The organism is Litoreibacter ponti (genome assembly GCF_003054285.1).
Lineage (GTDB): Bacteria > Pseudomonadota > Alphaproteobacteria > Rhodobacterales > Rhodobacteraceae > Litoreibacter > Litoreibacter ponti.
On sequence record NZ_QBKS01000002.1, the window covers coordinates 174,380 to 194,888 of the forward strand.

Annotated in this window: 10 protein-coding genes and 1 tRNA gene; 5 read left to right on the forward strand and 6 right to left on the reverse strand. The window is 63.7% G+C overall.

The features are described from left to right. The first annotated feature begins 78 nt into the window (after positions 1 to 78). Positions 79 to 924 carry a DMT family transporter gene (locus C8N43_RS14795; RefSeq protein WP_107846541.1) on the forward strand — a complete coding sequence of 282 codons (846 nt, stop codon included), beginning with the start codon at positions 79 to 81 and terminating at the stop codon, positions 922 to 924. Here the strand turns inward: C8N43_RS14795 and C8N43_RS14800 are convergent. From C8N43_RS14800 to C8N43_RS14820, 5 genes are all read right to left on the reverse strand, one after another. Next, a complete protein-coding gene (locus C8N43_RS14800) occupies positions 909 to 1,946 on the reverse strand; it encodes a GlxA family transcriptional regulator (protein WP_107846542.1) in 1,038 nt (345 codons plus the stop codon). The genes C8N43_RS14795 and C8N43_RS14800 overlap by 16 nt on opposite strands. Before the next feature lie 103 nt (positions 1,947 to 2,049). Beyond that, positions 2,050 to 3,756, reverse strand: a complete 1,707-nt coding sequence (locus tag C8N43_RS14805; protein ID WP_107846543.1) for a hydantoinase B/oxoprolinase family protein — start codon at positions 3,754 to 3,756, stop codon at positions 2,050 to 2,052. Next, positions 3,753 to 5,840 (reverse strand): hydantoinase/oxoprolinase family protein, encoded by a 2,088-nt coding sequence (locus C8N43_RS14810; RefSeq protein ID WP_107846544.1) that lies wholly within the window; start codon positions 5,838 to 5,840, stop codon positions 3,753 to 3,755. The genes C8N43_RS14805 and C8N43_RS14810 overlap by 4 nt, the downstream gene beginning before the upstream one ends. A gap of 157 nt (positions 5,841 to 5,997) precedes the next feature. After that, a tRNA-Gly gene (locus C8N43_RS14815) sits at positions 5,998 to 6,071 on the reverse strand. 81 nt (positions 6,072 to 6,152) lie between these two features. Further along, positions 6,153 to 6,800, reverse strand: coding sequence for a TetR/AcrR family transcriptional regulator (locus C8N43_RS14820; RefSeq protein ID WP_107846545.1), 648 nt, complete (start codon positions 6,798 to 6,800; stop codon positions 6,153 to 6,155). 154 nt (positions 6,801 to 6,954) lie between these two features. On the opposite strand from C8N43_RS14820, the gene C8N43_RS14825 reads away from it, so the two are divergent. The 4 genes from C8N43_RS14825 to C8N43_RS14840 all read left to right on the forward strand — a co-directional run bounded on the left by C8N43_RS14825 (position 6,955) and on the right by C8N43_RS14840 (position 14,006). After that, a complete protein-coding gene (locus C8N43_RS14825) occupies positions 6,955 to 8,163 on the forward strand; it encodes an efflux RND transporter periplasmic adaptor subunit (protein WP_107846546.1) in 1,209 nt (402 codons plus the stop codon). A 15-nt stretch (positions 8,164 to 8,178) separates the two neighbouring features. Then, the gene (locus C8N43_RS14830; protein WP_245913042.1) at positions 8,179 to 11,382 is read left to right on the forward strand and encodes an efflux RND transporter permease subunit; all 3,204 of its coding nucleotides are present in this window, start codon (positions 8,179 to 8,181) and stop codon (positions 11,380 to 11,382) included. Between the two features lie 108 nt (positions 11,383 to 11,490). Further along, entirely contained in the window at positions 11,491 to 12,354 is an 864-nt protein-coding gene (locus C8N43_RS14835; protein WP_107846547.1) for a bile acid:sodium symporter family protein, read from the forward strand. After that, entirely contained in the window at positions 12,330 to 14,006 is a 1,677-nt protein-coding gene (locus C8N43_RS14840; protein ID WP_107846548.1) for an FAD-binding dehydrogenase, read from the forward strand. Before C8N43_RS14835 ends, C8N43_RS14840 begins: the two co-directional genes overlap by 25 nt. Positions 14,007 to 14,228: 222 nt before the next feature. On the opposite strand, the gene C8N43_RS14845 is transcribed toward C8N43_RS14840, so the two are convergent. Then, entirely contained in the window at positions 14,229 to 20,399 is a 6,171-nt protein-coding gene (locus C8N43_RS14845) for a Hint domain-containing protein (protein WP_107846549.1), read from the reverse strand. Positions 20,400 to 20,509: the final 110 nt, after the last annotated feature.

A 20,509-nucleotide genomic window follows, 5' to 3' on the forward strand; every position in this document is an offset into this window, starting at 1 on the left:
GACCTCGGCAAGCGCCCTCTGGACGCCACTGGCGCGATGGCGCAGGGTCTGTGCACGAGACGTCCGCCGGAGCCCCCCATGTCTGCACTTTCCCTCGGCCTGATCGCCGCCCTGTGCTGGGGGCTGCACGACGTTCTGGTGCGCCGCGTCAGCCAGTCGGTCGCGATCCTGCCAGCCCTGCTGATGGTCCTGACCGCAGGCACCGTATTGCAGGTCGCGCTCCTGCCCGTCGCACCGGAGCACGGCGCGGTGACAGGACCCGCGCTTGCCGGTGCTTTGCTCGCCGGGGTTTTCTATCTGCTGGCCTCGGTCGGGCTTTACGCTGCCTTTCAACGAGGACCGGTGCGGCTCGTAGCGCCGCTCATTGCCAGCTACCCGATCCTTTCAGTTGGCTACGCGGCGCTATCCGGCGCGCCGGTCTCGGCGCTACAGTGGATGGCCGTCTTCGCGATCATCATCGGCGTGTCGATCGTCGCGGCCATGTCCGATGACGGCGCCATGGATGTGCCATCAAAACCGCGCACGATCGTCTATGCCCTGCTGGCCGCCGTGGGCTTTGCCGGCACATTCGCTCTGGGACAGGCCGCGGGCGAGGTTGCGGGCCACCTGACGGCATCCTTGATCACCCGGGTGACCTCGATTGCCCTGCTGGCGGCCTATCTGACATCCCGACGCCTGCCCTTGTTGCCGCCATCGTCGGCTTGGCCGGTTCTGATCGTGATGGGCCTGCTCGACGGTGTCGCGCTTTACGCGGTGCTGTCGGCGGGCGGTCTGCCCGACGCGCAATATGCTGCGGTGGCGGCGTCTACTTTCGGGCTGCTTACGATCGTCCTGGCATGGGTTTTCCTCAAAGAGCGCATGACTTCACCGCAATGGGCGGGCTGCGCGGTGGCGTTCGGCGGAATCGGCTATCTGGCGCTCTGATCGTTGGTCGCGGCGTCGTCCTCCTCGAACGCGAGAAGCTTGATCTTGCGGCGTGAGCGCATTTTCGACGGCGTCATGCCATATTCGTCCTTCACCGCTTTCGACAGCGTCGCGACCGAGCCAAAGCCCGTCGCCACCGCGATTTCGACCATCGGCATCAGGGTCTGCTCGATCATCGAGCGCGCGCGTTTTGCCCGCACCCGCTTGTAGAACCGCGCGGGGCTGTCGTTGAACACCTGTCGAAACACCCGTTCCAAATGACGCGACGATAGACCTACCTGTGCGCAGAGCTCGGCCATGGACAGCGGCTCGGCAATCGTGTCCTCCATCAGCCGGATCGCCTCGGTCACGCGGTGATCAAAGAGGCTTTTGTCGTCAGCGATGCGCTTGGGCTGCTCGGCATCGCTCTTGCGGATCGACTGCAACAACAGGCGATTGCCAAGCTCTGCGACCTGCGCCGATTTCAGCTGCGGGGCGATCAGGCCGATCACAAGCTCCGGGGTCGCCGCGGCCCCTGCGGCCGTGATGATGCCGTTCGACACCTCCGAGAAATGCGAGGTCAGGTTCGGGTAATAACCGGTCTCTTCCAGTGCGGCGAGATCGCGCCAGTGGGTCGTCACATAGCCTTTGGGCGCCGTCGTGGCCTTGATGTAGGCGGTCGCCGCGTCGGACAAGAGTACCACCGCCCGACCCTGACGCTGCATGGCGCGGGCGCGGCTCAGCCATGCGGGCTTGTCTCCCATCGGGCCGCCGATCACGATCATCACGTCTGAAAATCCGTGATCTGCAATCGCAGGCTCCGCGCGTACCAGCATGCCGGAAATACCCGTGACGAGGCCCGGTGTGTCCGACACGAAGCGCCACGAAAACCGATCTTCCGCCAGCATCAGGTTTGCGGCGATCAGCGTGTGTGTGACGGCGGACAGCTCCATCTCCGTGAAGCGGCGCGACACGTATAGCTCGAAGCTGCGGCGCACCGGCCCCGGCTCTGAACGGTCAAAATCGGCGTCAGGGCGTCCCATCGCGCGCGCATCTCTCCTGAAAATTTCGCAGTCGCAGAAGTTTAGGCCATCCGCGACCGCGATGCCACCACATGCCGCCGCGCGCTGGTCCTGCGCACCCGCGCTAGATCGCCCGACCTTCGCGCACCCGCGCAGCAACCTCGTCGACCTCTGACTGGCTCAGCCCGTAGGTCTGCATGGCCGTCTCGGCTGATATGTAGCCAAGCGCAAGATCGCGCATCACTGCGTCGCGGGGGCGCTCTGACGGGTCGCCGTAGCCCGCCCCGCCCGGGAAAGCCATCATCACTTTGCGGCCATGTGGCACGAACTGCTTTCCCTTGACCTGCATCTTGGCCCCATCGTCCCGCGCGATGGTTGTCCGCGCGCCCGGAAGACCGCCGCGCCTGCCCCTGGCCGGATAGGTGCCGCGGTCGAACATGGCTTGGATGTCGAATTCGTGGCCTTCTTGCGCACCGACCTCCATGTATTGCCCCAAACCGCCGCGCGTCTTGCCCGCGCCGCCGCTATCAGGCCGCAGCTCTTTGCGCCAGATTATGACCGGGCCTGCGTGCTCGGTCGCCTCGATGGGCATGGTCATCACACCGGACGGGAAGGCGGTGGCGTTGAGCCCGTCCACCTCGGGCCGCGCGCCGGAGCCGCCGGAGTTGAACGTCAGCACCTCGGAGCGGCGCGCTGTCGCGGGCGCTGGCGCATCGGTGCGCGGGCGCAGCGAGACCTGGAAGTTGCAAAGGCACCCTGCCCCCTCTGCGGGCACCAGCCCGGGCACGATCTTGTCGAACGCGTCAAACACCGCGTCGGGGACGAAGTGGCCCACGATATGACGCAGGGCTACCGGTGCCGGGTGCAACGCGTTGACAATCGTGTTCTCGGGCGCGGTCACCTCGAACGGGGCGAGCGAGGCTGCGTTGTTGGGGATTTCGGGCGCAATCGCCACTTTGAGCGCGTAGCAGGCATAGGCCTTGGTGTAGACCAGCGGGCAGTTGATGCCTTTCTTGTCGACGGCGGATGTCCCGGTGAAGTCGGTCACGATCCTGTCGCCCTCGACGCTGATATTGACCTTCAACGTGATCGGCACGTCGAAGCCGTCCATAGTCATCTCGCCCGCGGCAGAGGTCTGCGGCAGGGCCGCGATCCGCTCGAGTGTCGCGCGGCGAGAATTGTCGAGGATGAAGGCGGCGATGCCGCTCAAGTCTTCCAGCGCGAACTCGTCCATCATCTCGATAAGACGGCGATGACCGATCTCGTTGCAGGTCGCCAATGCATAGATGTCGCCGATCAATTGATCCGGCTCACGCACATTGCCGCGAATAATGCGGGTCAGTGTCTCGTCGACGCGGCCCCGCGCCGCGAACTTCATGATCGGGATGTAGAGCCCTTCCTCGTAGACAGACTGCGCATCCGCCCCGAAGCCGCGCCCGCCGATATCGACGATATGGGCGGTGCAGGCAAAAAAGCCGACATGCTGGCCCTTGTGGAAGGACGGCGTGACCATGGTGATGTCATGCAGGTGGCCGGTGCCCTCCCACGGGTCGTTGGTGATGTAGATGTCGCCGTCGAGGATATTGTCGCGCCCGATGCGACGGATGAAATGCGCAACCGCGTCGGCCATCGCGTTGACGTGGCCCGGCGTGCCGGTGACGGCTTGGGCCAGCATGCGGCCTTGGGTGTCGTAGACACCCGCCGACAGATCCCCTGCCTCCCGCACGGAGGTCGAAAAAGCGGTCCGCACCAACGCCTGCGCCTGCTCTTCCACAACCGAGATCAGGCGGTTCCACATGACCTGAAACGCAACGGTGGAATGGCTGGTCATGGCGCGACCTCCTTGCGGGTCAGATCGATGCATCCGTCGGGCTGGATCACCGCTCGTCGGCTTGAGGGGATAACGATGGTGGTCTCGGACTCGGTGATCTTGCCGGGGTAGTCGACATGGCAGCCAGGCTCTAGCCCGTCACGATCGTAGCGGTAGCCCGAAACGAAGCGCCCCTCAGCCGGGTCAAAGACCGTGCATTTGCCGCCGATCACGGCTGTTTTCAGCTCAGTGACCTCGTCGATACGTGCAACCGGCGCAGGCGGCGTGCTGGCATTTACCGCCCAGACCGTGATCTCGATGTCCATACCCTCGACGGTGCGGGAGAAGAGCTTGGCGTATTCTTCTTCGAACCGCGCTTTGAAGGTCGCGGCATCGGGGGTCAAAGCCTGCTCTTCGGACAGGGTGATGGGGATTTCCCAGCCTTGCCCCGTGTAGCGCATGTAGACCTTGAAATCGGCCAGGATCGGACTTTCCGCGTCGCAGGTCCGCACGAAGCCAGTGGCCTCGTCACGCAACTCGCGCAGCAGCGTGCTGATGGCCGCGCCATCGAAATCGGACAGGGCCATGTAGACAGAGCGATTGGCCTCGAACGAGAACGGCGCGCGCAGGAACCCGATGGCACTGCCCACTCCGGCGCCGGGCGGGATCAGCAGGCGGTCGATGCCCAACTTTTCGCACAGCCGCGCGGCGTGCAACGGAGCCGCGCCGCCGAAGGCAATCATGGTGTAGTCCGACAGGTCCTCGCCGTTTTCGACCGCGTGTACCCGCGCGGCGTTGGCCATGTTCTCGTCGACCACTTCTGACAGACCGTGCGCGGCCTGCTGGTGATCCATGTCGAGTGCGCCACCGATATGCGCGTTCAGCGCGGCCTCTGACGCGCCGCGGTCCAGCGTCATGGTCCCGCCCGCAAAATCCTCTGCCTCGAGTCGCCCGAGGATCAGGTCCGCATCGGTCACCGCGGGCCGCGCACCGCCACGCCCGTAGCAGGCAGGCCCGGGCTCGGAGCCCGCACTCTCCGGCCCAACCCGGATCTGGCGCATGCTGTCTACATGGGCCAGCGAGCCACCGCCCGCCCCGATCTCGACCATGTCGATCACGGGGATCGAAATGGGCATGCCGGATCCCTTCTTGAACCGGTAGGTGCGAGCCACCTCGAAGACGCGACTGGTCTTGGGGCTCTGGTTCTTGATCAAGCAAATCTTGGCGGTGGTGCCGCCCATATCGAAGCTCAACACCTTGTCGAGCCCGTATCGCGCCGCGATATGGGCGGCAAAGACCGCGCCACCTGCGGGGCCGCTTTCGACCAGCCTGACAGGGAAATCGGCGGCGTTCTGGATCGAAATGATCCCGCCGCCCGAATGCATAAGGAAGATGCGACAGGTCACGCCTTCGGCCTTCAGGCGGTCCTCGAGACGACCGAGATAGGAGGCCATCAGCGGCTTGATATACGCATTGGCCACGACCGTGTTGAAGCGTTCGTATTCGCGCATCTGCGGGCTGACCTCGGACGAGATCGAGACAGCGACATCTGGCAGTTTTTCGGTCAGCACGTCGCGCACCAGCTCTTCGTGGGCCGGGTTGAGGTACGAGTGGATCAGCCCAACCGCGACGCTTTCGAACCCCGCTTCGGCGATCCGGTCCACGACCGCCTCGACCTCGGCTCGGTCGATATCAACCAGAACGGCGCCATTGGCATCTATGCGGCCTTGCACAGTGAAGCGCATATGGCGCGGCAGTAGCGGCTCGGGCAGTTGCAGGTTCAGGTCATATTGCTCGAAGCGCGACTCGGTGCGCATCTCGATCACGTCGCGGAAGCCTTCGGTCGTGATCAGCGCGGTCTTGGCCCCGCGCCGCTCGATCAGCGCGTTGGTGGCCAGCGTCGTGCCGTGGATGATCTGGTCAATGTCGCCCGGCGTGATCCCGGCCTTCGCGCAGACCTGATACATTCCGTCGATGATTGCGGTTTCCGGAGCCGCATAGGTCGTCAGCACTTTGGTTGAATAAGATGCCCCGCCTGTTTCCAGCACCACATCGGTGAACGTCCCGCCGATATCGACGCCCAGACGGGTGGTTGCGGCTGTCATGGAGGCTCCTGTTTCCGAGTGCGCGGTCAGGAAGCCGAACTCCGCGCCGGAAAGCAAACGGATTTATGCGAGCGGTCAGTTTTCGCGCTTAAAGACGATCGACAAATACGTATCATGGGAGCATCGAAAACGATGACGCTGGACCTGCTGGATGCTTTGGAGCGGGTAGCGGGAATCGAACCCGCACCTTAAGCTTGGAAGGCTCTTATGATACCATTTCACCATACCCGCTCAGAGTGGTCCGGTCGTATTTTATAGCTCGGCAGGCGTCAAGGCCGCGCGCACGGCTTGACCGGAAAATCGCCGCTGGCGTCAATGCGCTTCAGCCGACAGAACTCCGTGCAGGATCATGTCGATATGCGCATCGAAATAGCTCTCGTAGGCCAAGGGCTGCGCCTCGCGGAACATCATGTTGTGGATCGAATAGTACACCGCAGGCGCGATGATGACATGGGGGGTCGCTAGCACGGCGCTATCGCGCACCTCGCCCCGCTCAAGCCCGCGGGACAGGATCGCCGAAAGCAAGGTCGATCCGCGGCGGATCGTCATTGCGTGGTAGCTGGCAAGCACGTCGGGGATGCGGTCCCCTTCAGTGATCAGGATGCGGAACAGGGCCTGCGCACGGCCCTCGGCGAAGCGGGCATACATGTTGCGCAGCAGCTTGGTCAGAAGCTCTCGCGTCGTTCCGGCCTCGGTGGCCAGATCGGCCTCGGCCTCGCCCATGACGGCTGCGACATGCTCTTCGATGGCCGCCAGAAAAAGTGCCTCCTTGGACGGAAAATATAGATAAATCGTGCCTTTGGAGATACCCGCCGCCTTGGCGATGCGATTGAGATTTGCGCCAAGGAAGCCGTGCGCCTCGAATTCCTCGATCCCGGCGGCCACGATTTCGCTCGGGCGCGCCTCTTTGCGCCGCCTCGGCCTCGCCCGCTTGTTTTTGCCGCCCGCGTCCGTTTCCATGTCTGACACTTTCCTGAAGGCGCTTTGTGCACTGAGCGACCTATATCATGCGCCGGCCCGGTAAAATCAAATCGATGCCTTGAATTCAGGGGTGAACAACACAGTTTACTTCGTACTGACCAGCTGGTCATTAGCGCGTCACGGAGTACGTGAAATGAAGAAGCTTCTGGGATACATGACGACCGCCTTGCGCGAACTGTTCTGGATCGTTGTGGCCATCGCGATCATCGGCGGCGGTTATGCCGGGTTCCAGTATCTTGGCGCAAATAAGGAGGTGGTCGAGGCAGAGCCCGCCCCCCGCCAGCCCACGCTGGTCGAGACCGCGGATTTCACGCCCGTCTCACGGCCATTGCCCATACGTGGCGAAGGTTTCGTCGAGCCATTTCGCACTGTTGCGGTCTCTGCGCCGACCGGAGGACGCATCGTGATGCTGCATCCCGCGATCACAGACCGCGGACCCTTCGACGAGGGTGACATCCTCGTCGAGATCGACGCGAGCGCCGAGCGCGCGCAGATTGAACAGGCCCGCGCCTCGATCGCCGCAACAGAGGCCCGGTTGGACCTCGTGACGACCCAGCTTGATCGCGCGCAAAGCCTACGGGACCGCAATGCCGTGTCGCAGGCAACCGTGGACGATTTGCTTGGCCAGCAAAACGAAATCCGCGCCAATCTGGAAGGCCAGCGCGCGCAGCTCTCTTCCGCCGAGATTGCGCTGGAGAACAAAATCGTGCGGGCGCCATTTGATGGCTCGGTCCAATCCAAAGAGGCCGAAATCGGCAACGTGGTCGCGGGCGGTACACCGATCGCGCAAATCTACACCGACGACCGCATGGAGGTCAGTATCGCGATCCGCGAACTTGACGCGACCCTGATCCCGGGGCTTTTCGAAGGGAACGCGGCGCCCGCGTCGGTCTCTATCGAATTCGCGGGCGAACAGAAGCGCTGGAACGCGCAGGTCGTGCGGGTCGACCCGGCGCTTGATCCGCAAACTCGCACGCTCACCGTTACCGTCGCCCTGCGCGACCGCATTGAAAGTACAGCGGAATTCGCCGCCGGTGCTCCGCCCGCGCTGATCAACGCATTCGCCAAGGTTGTCATCGACGGGATCGAGCCGGACAACACCTACGCAATCCCCTCAACAGCCCTGCGCGGCGGCGACCGGGTGTGGCTGTTGCGGGATGGCGCGCTGGCCTTTCATCCCGCCGAGCGGATCCATGTGGATGGTGAGACGTCCTATGTGCGGATGACGGGCCTTGAGCCCGAGGACCGCCTGATCCTGACGACCCTCTCCGCGCCGCAACCGGGCGTGGCGTTGCAGGACGTGGCCTCACCCGAGGTCCAGACCACCCTTGTGGTCGACTAGCGGGAGTATGGGGTAATGAACGCAGCAATCAAATGGATGACCGAGCATCCCGTCGCCGCGTGGCTGGCAATGATGTTGATGGTCGGGGCCGGTGCGCTAACGGCGATGAACCTGCCGCAAAAGACCTTTCCGGAATTTGCGCTCGACTCCGTGTCGATCTCGGTCAGCTATCCCGGCGCGTCACCCACGGAAATTCAGGCCAGCATCGTGCGGCCGATAGAGGACGAGCTGAGCGGCGTAGATGGCATCGACGACATCACGGCCAACATCTCCGAAGGGCGCGGCGGTATCACGGTCACCTTCCTTGATGGCGAGGATATCGAAGCCAAGCTCGATGAAGTGAAAACAGAAGTCGAAGGCATCACCGTTTTCCCGGACGACGCGGATGACCCGGTCGTCGTGCGCTCTGACAACTCTACCCGGGTGCTCGAAATCGCAGTCCACGGCGACGCGTCCGAACAGGTGCTCAAGGAAGAGGCCCGCCGCCTCAAGAACGAGTTGATCGCCATCGACGGCATCTCGTTTGCGGAAGTCAGCAATGTCCGCGACTACGAGATCAGCATCGAAATCGACCGCGACACGCTGCGTGCCTACGGCATGACCCTGGGCGAAGTGGCCCAGATCGTCGGGCTGAATTCACTGGAATTGCCCGGTGGTTCGATTGAGACGCAAAGCGTGGCAATCCCGATCCGCACCGTGGGGCGCAACTACACGCAGGCCGATTTCGAAAATATCGTGATCCGCGCCAATGACACCGGGGCGCAGGTTCTGCTGCGCGACGTGGCTACCGTGCGCGACGGGTTCGAGGACAGCGACCTGTCCTCGACCTTCAACGGCGACCCGTCTGTTTCGGTCAATGTCTACCGCGTCGGCGACGAGCAAGTGTTGGAAATCGTGGCCTTGGCAGAGGCCCATCTGGCCCAGGACTTCCGCCCCTCTCTCGAGCAAGGGATCGAAGCGACCATCTGGCAGAACGAGGCCACACAGCTGCAATCGCGCATAGACCTGCTCACCGAAAACGCGGCCATCGGCCTGTCGTTGGTGATCTTGTGTCTTGCGCTCTTTCTCGACATCCGGCTGGCTTTTTGGTCGGCCGTCGGCATCGGTATCAGCTTCGCGGCGACCTTCATCGTGATGGGCATTTTGGGCATGTCGATCAACATGATCTCGCTTTTTGGGTTCATCCTCGCTATCGGGATCGTGGTCGATAACGCCATCGTGGTGTCCGAGAACATCTACAAGAACGGCGAAGACGGCGCGGCCCCGCTGGAGGCGGCGGTGAAGGGCACTCAGCGGATCGCAGTCCCGGTGGTATTTTCCACCCTGACCACGCTCGTTGCCTTTTGGCCGCTTTTGCAGATGCCTGCGCCGCTTGGCTCGTTTCTGGGCGACATCCCGACCGTGGTGATGATCGTCCTGACGCTGTCGATGCTGCAGGCCCTCCTGATCCTTCCGCGCAACCTGTCGAACCTTGATATCGGACCAGACTACCGGCCTAACATCGTCTTTCGCATGATCGGGGCCGTGCGCCGCGTCATCGACCGTGGCTTGCAATGGTTCATTCGCAATCCTCTCGATGCAATCCTTCGCTTCTGCGTCACCCGCTTTCTCGTGCCGATTGCGGGTGTCATCGCGCTGATGACCATCACCATCGGGCTGATCACCCACGGTTACGTGCGGTTCAGCTTTTTCCCAGAGATCCAAGGCGAATTCGTCACCGCCGCGGTCGAGATGAACGATGGCACCACTTTTGACCGCACCGAAAACGTGGCCGAGACTTTGCGTCTCGCCGCGATCCGGGCGGGCGACCGCCTGCAGGAAACACTGCCCGACGACGCGCCAGATGTTGTGATTGGTCAGTATGTCGTGGTCGGCATCGGCGCCGGCGGCGGCGGGCCCACGGGCGATGCCGCCCCCACCGCACCAACGCTCGCGCAAGTCGTTGTCGAAGTCACCAAAGCCTCCGCCCGCGATTGGGAGACCGCCGCCTATGAGGCGCTGTGGCGCGAGGAAGTGGGCCAGATCGCCGGGGTCAACACTTTGACAATCTCGTCCTCGCTCGTCGATGCGGGCGATGCGATTGCGGTGGAGCTGTCCCTGCCGGGCGAGCAGGACATCTCTCCCATCGTCTCCGAGCTGCGCGAGGGGCTGTCCTCGGTCCCGGGCATATTTCAGATCCTCGATGACAACTCGTCGGGCAAGCTTGAATACAAACTGGAGCTTAAGCCCGAAGCGCGCCTTTACGGGTTGACCTTGCAAGACCTCGCCACCCAGACCCGCAACGGCTTTTTCGGGGTCGAGGCCACAACAGTTCAGCGCGGACAGGATAGCGTCGAGGTCGTGGTGCGTTTCCCGTCAGACGACCGCGACAGCCTGTCGGACCTCCTCGACACGCGTATCGCGACCGCGTCAGGCGATCTCATTCCACTTTCCACCGTCGCGCGGCTTGTCGAGGGGCTGTCCCCATCCGAAATTCTGCGCCAGAACGGGCGGCGCGTGACGACCGTCACGGCGGATGTGGATGAAAGCGTCATCACCAATGGCGAGGCCAATCGCATCATCCGCGAAGATCTGCTGCCCCCTCTGCTCGAGGCGAACCCGGGCCTGAACGCCAGCTTCGGCGGCGAGCAGGAAACGCAAGGCGACGCGCAAGCGGCGCTTGGACAGGCACTAGGCATCGCGCTTTTCGTGATCTTTGCGCTGCTGGCAATGATCTTCCGCAGCTTTGTGCAGCCACTCGTGGTGATGATCGCGATCCCGCTGGGCCTGATCGGCGCGGTGACGGGGCATGTGATCCTTGGCATCCCCCTGGGCCTGCTGAGCTTCTTCGGTATCATCGGATTGGCCGGGGTGGTGATCAACAACAGCCTGGTGATGATCGATCTCTACAACGAGTATCTCGACCGCGGCTACGCGGTGAAGGATGCGGTGGTCGAGGGAACGAAGGACCGCTTCCGCCCGATCCTGCTGACGTCGATCACCACTTTCCTCGGGGTCTACCCGTTGATCATGGAAACCTCTTTGCAGGCCCAGTTCCTGATCCCGCTCGCCGTATCCATCGGCTACGGCGTACTGATCGGGACCGGCGTGATCATCCTTGCGATCCCCGCGGTGTTCATCCTCGTGCACCACATCTCCACCGGGGTGGCGTCTGTCTTGGGCGGCCTGACCGGCACGTCGAGGACGCCGCGCAAAGAAAAGGCCCAAGCCGCCGAGTAGGCGAGATACGACGCGCGCCGTGTCGTCGGGTTTCGCGTCACGCGCGTTGATTTCCAACGGCGAATATGTTGCGCTCCCCGCAGTCTAGAGGCCGCAGGAGGGCACATCATGGACATACTGGTCACCGTCGTCCTGCCTCTGTCCCTGGCGGTGATCATGTTCAGCCTCGGCGTCGGGCTGGTGCCCGCAGACTTCCGACGCGTGGCCGAGCGCGGCTGGGTCTTCGCCATCGGGGCGCTGTGCCAATTGGCGCTGATCCCGCTGGTGGCCTATCTCGTCATCATGATCTTCGGGCTGAGCGGCGCAATTGCGGCGGGTGTCATGCTGCTGGCGCTCTGCCCGGGCGGGGTCACCTCCAACGTGGTCTCAAGGCTTGCGGGCGGCGATGTGGCCTTGTCGGTCTCGCTCACCGCGCTGATTTCACTGATATCGATCGTCACCGTGCCGCTGCTGGTCGGCTGGTCGGTGCGCCATTTCATGGGCGAAAGCGCGCCGGACTTCTCGGTCACGTCGCTGGCCCTCGCGATGGTCCTGATCACCGCCCTGCCCGTCGCGATTGGCATGGGCGTACGCGCGCTGGCGCCCGATTTCGCCAACCGGGCCGAGCCTGGGCTTCTGAAGCTCGCAAGCGCGCTCTTCGTGCTGATCATTCTGGCGGCGATCGCGTCCAACTGGGACCTGTTCGTCGAGAATTTCGCCTCTCTCGGTCCGGCCCTGGCAACCTTGAACATCGTCACGATGCTCGGTGGTCTCATGATCGCCGCCGCGCTCGGGCTGACCCGGGCCGAACAGAAGACGATCTCCATCGAGGTCGGCATCCAGAACGGCACGCTCGGCATCACGCTGGCGCCGATCATCGCCGGGGTCGCAAGCGGCATTCCGACCATCGGCCTGCCCTCGGCAATCTACGGCGTGGTCATGTACCTGACGGCAACCCCCTTCGTTTTATGGCTGAGGAGACGCGCGTCATGAAGGCCGATGTCGTCATTATCGGCGCGGGCCTCGCAGGGCTGGCCGCCGCGGCCGAACTGGGCGATCGCGGCAAGTCCGTGGTGATCGTCGACCAAGAGGGTCCGCAGAACCTTGGCGGTCAGGCCTTCTGGTCGCTGGGTGGCCTGTTCATGATCGACACGCCGGAGCAGCGGCGCATGGGCATCAAGGACAGTCATGCGCTGGCTTTAAACGACTGGATGGGATCGGCCGGGTTCGACCGACCCGAAGACGCTTATCCGCGCAAATGGGCAGAGGCCTATCTGGATTTCGCGGCAGGCGAGATGCGCCCATGGCTTCACAAGATGGGCCTGCGCTGGTTCCCTGTTGTCGGGTGGGCGGAGCGCGGCGGAGGCTTTGCTGATGGCCATGGCAACTCTGTCCCGCGCTTCCACATCACATGGGGCACCGGGCCGGGGGTGTTGGAGCATTTCATCCGGCGTTGCAAAGCCCATGAGGATGCAGGCCGGATCACCATGCTCTACCGCCACCGTGTCGACCGCATCGAGATGCAGGGCGGTGCGGCGAAGGGGATAAGCGGTGCGACCTTGGCCCCCGACGACGCCGTGCAGGGCGCGCGTACCAACCGCGAGGCGGTGGGCGATTTTCGGGTCGACGCCTCCAGCGTGATCGTCGCCTCCGGCGGGATTGGCGGCAATTTTGAGCTGATCCGCGAGATCTGGCCGAAAGAGCGTCTGGGCCGCGCACCCGAGACCATGCTCTCCGGCGTGCCAGCCCATGTGGACGGTCGCATGATCGCAATTTCCGAGCAGGCGGGCGGCCAGGCGATCAACAAGGATAGGTTGTGGTTTTACACCGAGGGCGTAAAGAACTGGGACCCCATCTGGCCGGAGCACGGCATTCGCATTCTGCCGGGGCCGTCGGCGATGTGGTTTGACGCGACGGGCCAGCGGTTCGCGCCGCCCGCCTTGCCCGGTTTCGACACCAATGGCACGTTCAAGGCGATCCTCGACAGCGGCTATGATTACAGTTGGTTCGTGCTGACACAGAAGGTGATCAAGAAGGAATTCGCGCTCTCCGGATCGGAGCAGAACCCCGATTTCACCTCCGCCAAATGGCGGGAGGTCATCAAGCAGCGCATCCTGTCCGGCACACGGGCGACCGGCCCGGTCGAGGCGTTCAAGGAGCATGGCGAGGATTTCGTCGTGGCCGACACGCTCGACGAGCTGGTCGCGGGTATGAACGGGCTGGCGGGCGCGCCCCTGATCGACGCGGCGCATCTGCGGGCCCAGATCACGGCACGCGACGCGCAGGTCGACAATCCGTTCAGCAAGGATGCACAGATCACCGCAATCCAAGCGGCCCGTCACTACCGCGGCGACAAGCTGATCCGCACCGCCAAGCCGCACAAGTTTCTCGACCCTGCCAACGGCCCGCTGATCGCCGTCCGGCTCAATCTGATCACCCGAAAGACGCTCGGCGGCTTGCAGACGAACCTCGACAGCCAGATGGTCGGAGCGGATGGCGCCGTGATCCCGGGGCTCTTCGCGGCAGGTGAGGTCGCGGGCTTCGGCGGAGGTGGCTACCACGGCTACAACGCGCTTGAGGGTACATTCCTGGGCGGTTGCATCTTCTCCGGCCGAGCCGCCGGGCGCAGCGAGGCAATCGGCTAGTCGGACGTACGCAAAGTAAGAACCGACCAAACTTCAAAACTCAATGGGCCCGATTCATCAGCGAAGCAACTCGTTTCACCGCCAGACACTCTTGGTCGAACCTAATCCACGAGTGCTTTTGGGTTCCGCAGGATGCAACCGCAGACTTTGCCGCGTTTCGCATTTGGGTGACGTCGCACATTGGCGAGGGCCTCGTCCCACCGGCCTCCTCACGGCGCGCACCTATGCCAAAATCCGTGTGAAACGGCCCACGCCTTGTAGGTCACGCGGCACGGTGTCGGGGTCGGCATAAGCGCGCGCGGTGGGCCACGTAGCGCTCTTGCGTCCGGCGCGGACGGGGCCAAGCTCCGGGAACCGCGCGATGAGGTCCAACGCCGCCTCCTCGCTGAGGGCTTTCAGCGCCTCGGGGCCGGGATACAGGCTCTCGGTTGCGCGGCCATTGGCGAAAATCACCTGATGCGCATCGAAGAGCAGGTGCACGTAGGTCACCTCCCGGCAGCCGCGCATGCGGCGGACCTTGTGGCCAGATCCGCGGGCCAGATGCACCGCACGCACCAGCTCTTCCCGCCCGCCATGGCGCAGCAAGACGGCATGCTGGGGCGAGACGACGAGTTCGCGCGCCTGCCCAAACGCGCCCGCGCCCAGCAGCACTGGCTTGAGTTTAGGATGTGCCGTCAGCTCTGCCCGCCCCAGACGGCGCGACGCGACCCACACAAGCGGTTGCGGTCCGTGATCGAGCGTCTCCACCAGATCGCCCGGGCGCAAACGCTCGACCGATACCTCGCCTTGCGGCGTCGCGATCAGGGTGCCCGCAGCAAAGCAGGCCACGCCGGTATTGTCGCTCGAAAAGCTCTCCCGGCTTGCGCCCTGGAACGTCACACCATCGCCGGAGGCGAATTCAGCATTGTCGGAATAGTCGACCGCATTGCCATTTTCGTCGGTCGTGTTCGACTGGTTCAGTACGCCATCATCGTCGAAATCCGCGCGCAGCTCGCGCATGTTATCGTAGAAGCCCGACAGGTCGATGAAGTCGTTATTGGTCGTATCCCCGTCGCGCAACGCGCCGGTGTTGCCAAAGTTGAAGTCGGTAATCGTATCGGCGCCGTCGCCCACGGCATAGGTGAACACATCGTCGCCGTCGCCACCGGTCAGCGCGTCATCGCCGGTCCCGCCCGACAGCGTATCCGCCTCGACACCGCCATCCAGGCTGTCAGCGCCGGCACCCCCCTGCAACGTATCGTTGCCCGTACTGCCGATCAGCGTGTCCTGACCGTCCCCGCCATCGACGAAGTCGTCACCATAATCGGCATCGATGCTGTCATCGCCCGCACCGCCCGCGATCGTGTCGGCACCCCAGCCGCTTTGAACGGTGTCATTGCCGCCGCCCGCATCAAGATTGATCCCCGGGTGATCCCCGAAATTTCCATTTTCGACGGCGGTGGCATCGACGCTGTCATTCTGGTCACCCAAGACCACGCGCTCGATCTGGGAGAAGGTGACCGTGTCGGTGCCGTCGGTCACCGTGCCCGCTTCCGCGCCGGAATAGGTGACCGTGACAGGGTTGGTCAGGGCGGACAGGTCAAGCACGTCGTCATCGGTGCCCCCTTCGCCGCCGGTGATCGTGTCATTGCCCCCCAGCGTCGTGACCACCTGGGTGTCACCCGACATGGTCATGGTGTGATTGCCGGTCAGATCACGGAGGCCGCCCGTGTCTGCATCGGGAATCCAGCCCGCGACCAAATTGGGGTTGGAGGTGTCCGCCTCGTGGTCGCCAGCGTCCGAGACGACCTCCGCCGGGGTGCGGACATCATCGAAGATCGAGACGTTGTGGATGTCGCCGACGAACACCTGACCCGGATTGAAGCCGCCGCCAAGGCTGTCCTGCTCCTGACCCAGAACGAACGTGCCGCCTTGGTCAATCGTGTCCCCAGCCGCGAGCGTTCCCGAATAGATCGAGGCGCCATCAGCATAGATCTCAAGCGCGCCAGTGGTGCTGTCCCATGTCAGCGCAAGCGTGTGGGGCGCGCCATCATAAAGCGCCGCGACATTGACACCGGTGTTCAGCGACGAGCCCCCGATGACCACCACCAACTCGTCGGAACTGTTCGAGTTGAAGCGGAACTCGTCGGGCTCCGTCGCCGTCGCGTAGGAGGCGAAGGGCGTGGAGGTGCCACTGTCGGTGGAACTGAACTCGATCTCGAAGCTCAGCGCATCCGTCGGAAAATCCGAGAACCCGGTCGTGGTCGCCAGCCCGTCCGTGCCGGTCTGGTTGAACCGGATGCTCTCCGCGCCATGCACATGGAACGTGTCCGCGCCATCGCCACCGTCGGCCACGTCATCACCGAGACCGGTGTAGATCACATCATCCCCGGCCCCGCCGTCGATCAGGTCGTTCTCCGAGCCGCCATCAAGCGTGTCCGCACCGTCGCCGCCCTCCAGCGTGTCGTTGCCCGCGGTGGCAATGATAAGGTCGTCGCCGCTGCCGCCCACAAGGCTGTCATCGCCCGCCGAGTTCATCAGCGTGTCGTTGCCCTCGCCGCCGACCAGCGTGTCGTTGCCAAGGCCGGTGGTCAGGTAGTCGTCCCCCGCACCGCCATCAATGTAGTCAGAGCCGTCGCCGCCCGAGATGACATCGGCACCGTCCCCGCCCGTCAGCGTATCGTCGCCGCTGCCCCCCATAAGCGTGTCGTTGCCAGCGCCTGCATCGATCTCCTGTCCGAGGCTCGTCGCACGGGCATCGACGCTGTCGCCCTGCGCGGTCAGGGTCAGCGCCTCGATCTGCGCAAAATTCAGCGTGTCGGTCCCGTCAGTGGCCGTGCCGGTCTTGTTGGCGGAATAGGTGACATTTATCGCGGTCGTCATGCCCGCGAAATTGACGCGGTCGGTGTCGATGCCACTCTCGCCACCGGCGATCGTATCCGTGCCGAACCCATCTTCGACCAGGAACGTGTCCGCGCCGTCGCCGCCCAGCAGGCTGTCATCGCCGCTGCCGCCCGAAAGGCTGTCATCACCCTCGCCCGCGTCAATCGTGTCGTTGCCCGCGCCGCCGCTCAGCTGGTTCTGGAAATCGCCCGTCGCCGTGATCTCGTTGTTGCCCGCATCGCCGATGGCCCCGGCGGAGCTTTCGATGATTTCAACATTTTCGAACCCCGATAGCTCGTCGCGCACGCTGCCGGAAAAGGTCAAAGCACCGGAGGACAGATCCACGACATGGTCGGACGTAAACACCCCGCCGCTTGAGGCGTCGAGTGCGAAAGTGTCGACACCATCGCCGCCCTCGACCGTGGTTCGTCCGTCGGACCGGGTCCCTTGTGTGTTGGCGATCCAATCGTCGCCCGTGCCGCCCTCCACCCGGTCGGCGTCTATATTGTAGCCGATCGTGTCCTGGCCCGCGCCGCCAAGCACGGTGTCGTCGCCATTGCCGGACACCAGAAGGTCATCGCCATCGCCGCCATCGATACTGTCGGTGCCGTCGCCACCGGTGATTACGTCCTGTCCTGCGCCCGCGAGGATCGTGTCACCGTCGTCGCCGCCCAGCACCGTGTCGTCGCCACCACCGGCGTCGATATAGATGCCAAGCGTGTCGCCATCCGCCGCGGAGCTTACGAAATTGGCCTGATCGTTGAGCACCAGTTCCTCGATCTCCGAGAAGGAAATGACATCGATACCGTCGGTGATCAGTCCCGCCTTGTCACCGCTGAGGCTCACGGTCACCGCGTCAGAGACCTCCGACAGATCAATCCGGTCGATATCCGTGCCGCCCGCGCCGCCCTGCACAAGGTCATTGCCGAACCCGTCATTCACAAAGACCGTGTCCGCCCCGTCGCCGCCGAGGATCGTGTCATCGCCCCCGCCGCCGTAAAGCCGGTCCGCACCCGCGCCGCCATCAAGCGTGTCGGCCCCGCCGCTCCACGCAAGGGCCGTATCGCCCGACAGGGTCATCGGGTGGCTTCCGGTGGAGTCTTCGATGGTCCCCGTGGCGGGGTCGGGCAGCCAGTTGGCCACAAGGTTCAAGTCAGTGCTGTCGGCCACCGGACCTAAAGCCGATGTCGCCATCTCGCCGGGTGTGCGAACGTCATCGTAAAGCCTGACGCCATAGATATCTCCGTGCAGCACCTGGTTGCTGTCGAATTGACCGTTCGAATCCTGCTCTTGGCCCAGCACGAAGGTTCCGCCCGCCTCCAGCGGGCTACCTGCGGCCACCGTCGTCGAATAGACGCTGGTGCCGTCGACATAAAGCTGCAGGCCACCATCGGCGCTGTTCCATGTGACGCCCAGCGTATGAACCCCGCCGTCCAGAATGCCCGAGCCCGCGACCCCGGTATCAAACTCGATGCCCTGGAACTTGATCTGGATGGTGCCACCGGTCTCGAACAAGGCGAATTCGTCGCTCTCGCCCGGGCTGGCGTAGGAGGCGAACATGTTCTCCACAGCCCCGCCGGTGGTCGAGAAGGTGACCTCGATGCTCAGCGCCGTCGTCGGGAAATCGGTGATCCCGGACGCCTGCGCCAGACCGTCGGTGCCGGTCTGGTTGAACGCGATGCCCACCAGATCGCCGCGAAGGTCATCATCGCCATCCCCGCCCAACAGGCTGTCATCGTCGGTGCCGCCGATCAGCGTATCCGCGCCGGTGCCGCCCTCCAGCGTGTCATTCCCCGCAGTCGCCACAATCACGTCATCGCCCGTGCCCCCCACAAGGCTGTCATCGCCCGCGGAGTTCATCAGGGTGTCGGCCCCCTCCCCACCCAGCAGCGTGTCGTCCCCAAAGCCAGTCATCAGCAGGTCGTCGCCGTCGCCGCCTTCGATAAAGTCGGAGCCATCGCCGCCCGAAATCGTGTCGCCGCCGGTGCCGCCCAGCAAGGTGTCCGCCCCCGCGCCCGCCTCGATCGCCACGCCAGAGCCCGAGGCGGACGCATCGACGCTGTCGTCGCCCCCGGTGAGGATCAGCTCCTCGACCTCCGAGAAGGACAACATGTCGGTCCCGTCCGACAGGGCGCCCCGTTCGTCTGCGTCGAAGGTGACAGTCACCGCCGCCGACAGTCCCGCCGCGTTGATCCGGTCGCCGTCGGAGCCGCCCTCGCCCCCCACAACCGTGTCGCTGCCAAAACGATCCTCCAACTCGAACTCGTCAGAGCCGTCGCCGCCCAGCAGCCTGTCATTATCCGTCAGGGAAAGGTCCGGCATCGTCGTCGTGAAGAAGGTCGCCGGATTGAAGATCCCGGAGTGGTAGATCTCGAAGTCCTGCTGGTTGCCGTTGGCGTAGGTCAGCGTGACATCGGTGTAGCCAACCCCCGACGCGAAGGTGATGCCCACATAGGGTTCCTGAAGGATGATGCTGTCCTTGCCCGCCTCGAAATCACCCACCACAAGGTAGGTGTTGTCCGCGGTCGTCTGCATCAGGATGTAATCCGCCTCCCCATCGCCTGCGGCGGCGGACTCGGGGCTGTAATTCAGCCGTATGACCGCGAAGGCCCCCTCCTCCGCCGTAAAAGCGAAAAGGTCCTGCTCTGTCGTGCCATGGATATTTGAGCCATGGCCGATGATCGTCCAATCGGCCTGCCCATCAGTTGATCCGCTCAGGATCGTGTCATCGCCATCGTCGCCGTAAATCGTGTCATCGCCCGCGCCACCCACGACATAATCATTCCCGGCCAAGGCGTGCACCACGTCATTGCCGCTGGAAATGGCCGCATTCGCAAGGCCATTGCCACCGGGCCGCATGTCGTCATCCGCCTCGCTCCCGGTGACGTTGAAGACCTCCGGCAGCCCGTCGATGACGTCGAACGACCACGTCCCGCTGCCGTCTCCGTCGCCGAAATCAAGGCTCTCGTATCCTGCCAAGGCGCCTTCGTCGTTCGAACCGTCCAGCTCATACGTCGCCTTCTTGCCATCGGTGACCCCGACAAAGGCCGGGTTCTGTCCGCTCTCCCCCCACTGGATATCGCCGTAGATATACTCGACCGACATGTTGCCGCCGCCGGTATCGGTCAGGAGAACCTGAAACGAGTTCTCCCCCGTGCCACTGTAGGGTGCGACGCTGTCCCAGGTGATCGTGATCTGCCCGGCATCAGGGTCCAGATCCCAATAAATATCGCCGCCCTTGTTGAGGTTGACGTCGGAATAGAACGGCAAAAGCGCGGGAACGTTGAAATCGCCATCGCCGCTGATGTCGTAATCCGTGCTGCCCCTGCCGAAAGTGATCGCGCCATTAGAATTGATGAACAGCTCAGAGTAGGTCTTGCCGAACAGGCTCAGCCCGTCTGCTCCGAAGACGGACGTCACATCCACCTCGACACAGCCATCAACAAGCGAGCCGGTCGTCAAAGATGCGCCCGAAAAGACGTTCTCGCCAAAGCCCGCAGGACCGCCCAACCCTGTTTTCATCTCCGCCATGGATCGTCCATCCCGAATGCGATCGCTGCCAGCACGGCGCAATCTCCCAAGGGGCACCCTGTCGAGCGAGCGCTAAGGGCGAATTAACCCTTCCGCTTCAAACGCTTAAA

Bases quoted from the DNA above. Each gene is read 5' to 3' on its own strand.
- C8N43_RS14805 (WP_107846543.1), bottom strand. From the start codon at position 3,756: ATGACCAGCCATTCCACCGTTGCGTTTCAGGTCATGTGGAACCGCCTG.
- C8N43_RS14795 (WP_107846541.1), top strand. From the start codon at position 79: ATGTCTGCACTTTCCCTCGGCCTGATCGCCGCCCTGTGCTGGGGGCTG.
- C8N43_RS14845 (WP_107846549.1), bottom strand. From the start codon at position 20,399: ATGGCGGAGATGAAAACAGGGTTGGGCGGTCCTGCGGGCTTTGGCGAG.
- C8N43_RS14810 (WP_107846544.1), bottom strand. From the start codon at position 5,840: ATGACAGCCGCAACCACCCGTCTGGGCGTCGATATCGGCGGGACGTTC.
- C8N43_RS14830 (WP_245913042.1), top strand. From the start codon at position 8,179: ATGAACGCAGCAATCAAATGGATGACCGAGCATCCCGTCGCCGCGTGG.
- C8N43_RS14835 (WP_107846547.1), top strand. From the start codon at position 11,491: ATGGACATACTGGTCACCGTCGTCCTGCCTCTGTCCCTGGCGGTGATC.
- C8N43_RS14840 (WP_107846548.1), top strand. From the start codon at position 12,330: ATGGCTGAGGAGACGCGCGTCATGAAGGCCGATGTCGTCATTATCGGC.
- C8N43_RS14825 (WP_107846546.1), top strand. From the start codon at position 6,955: ATGAAGAAGCTTCTGGGATACATGACGACCGCCTTGCGCGAACTGTTC.
- C8N43_RS14800 (WP_107846542.1), bottom strand. From the start codon at position 1,946: ATGGGACGCCCTGACGCCGATTTTGACCGTTCAGAGCCGGGGCCGGTG.
- C8N43_RS14820 (WP_107846545.1), bottom strand. From the start codon at position 6,800: ATGGAAACGGACGCGGGCGGCAAAAACAAGCGGGCGAGGCCGAGGCGG.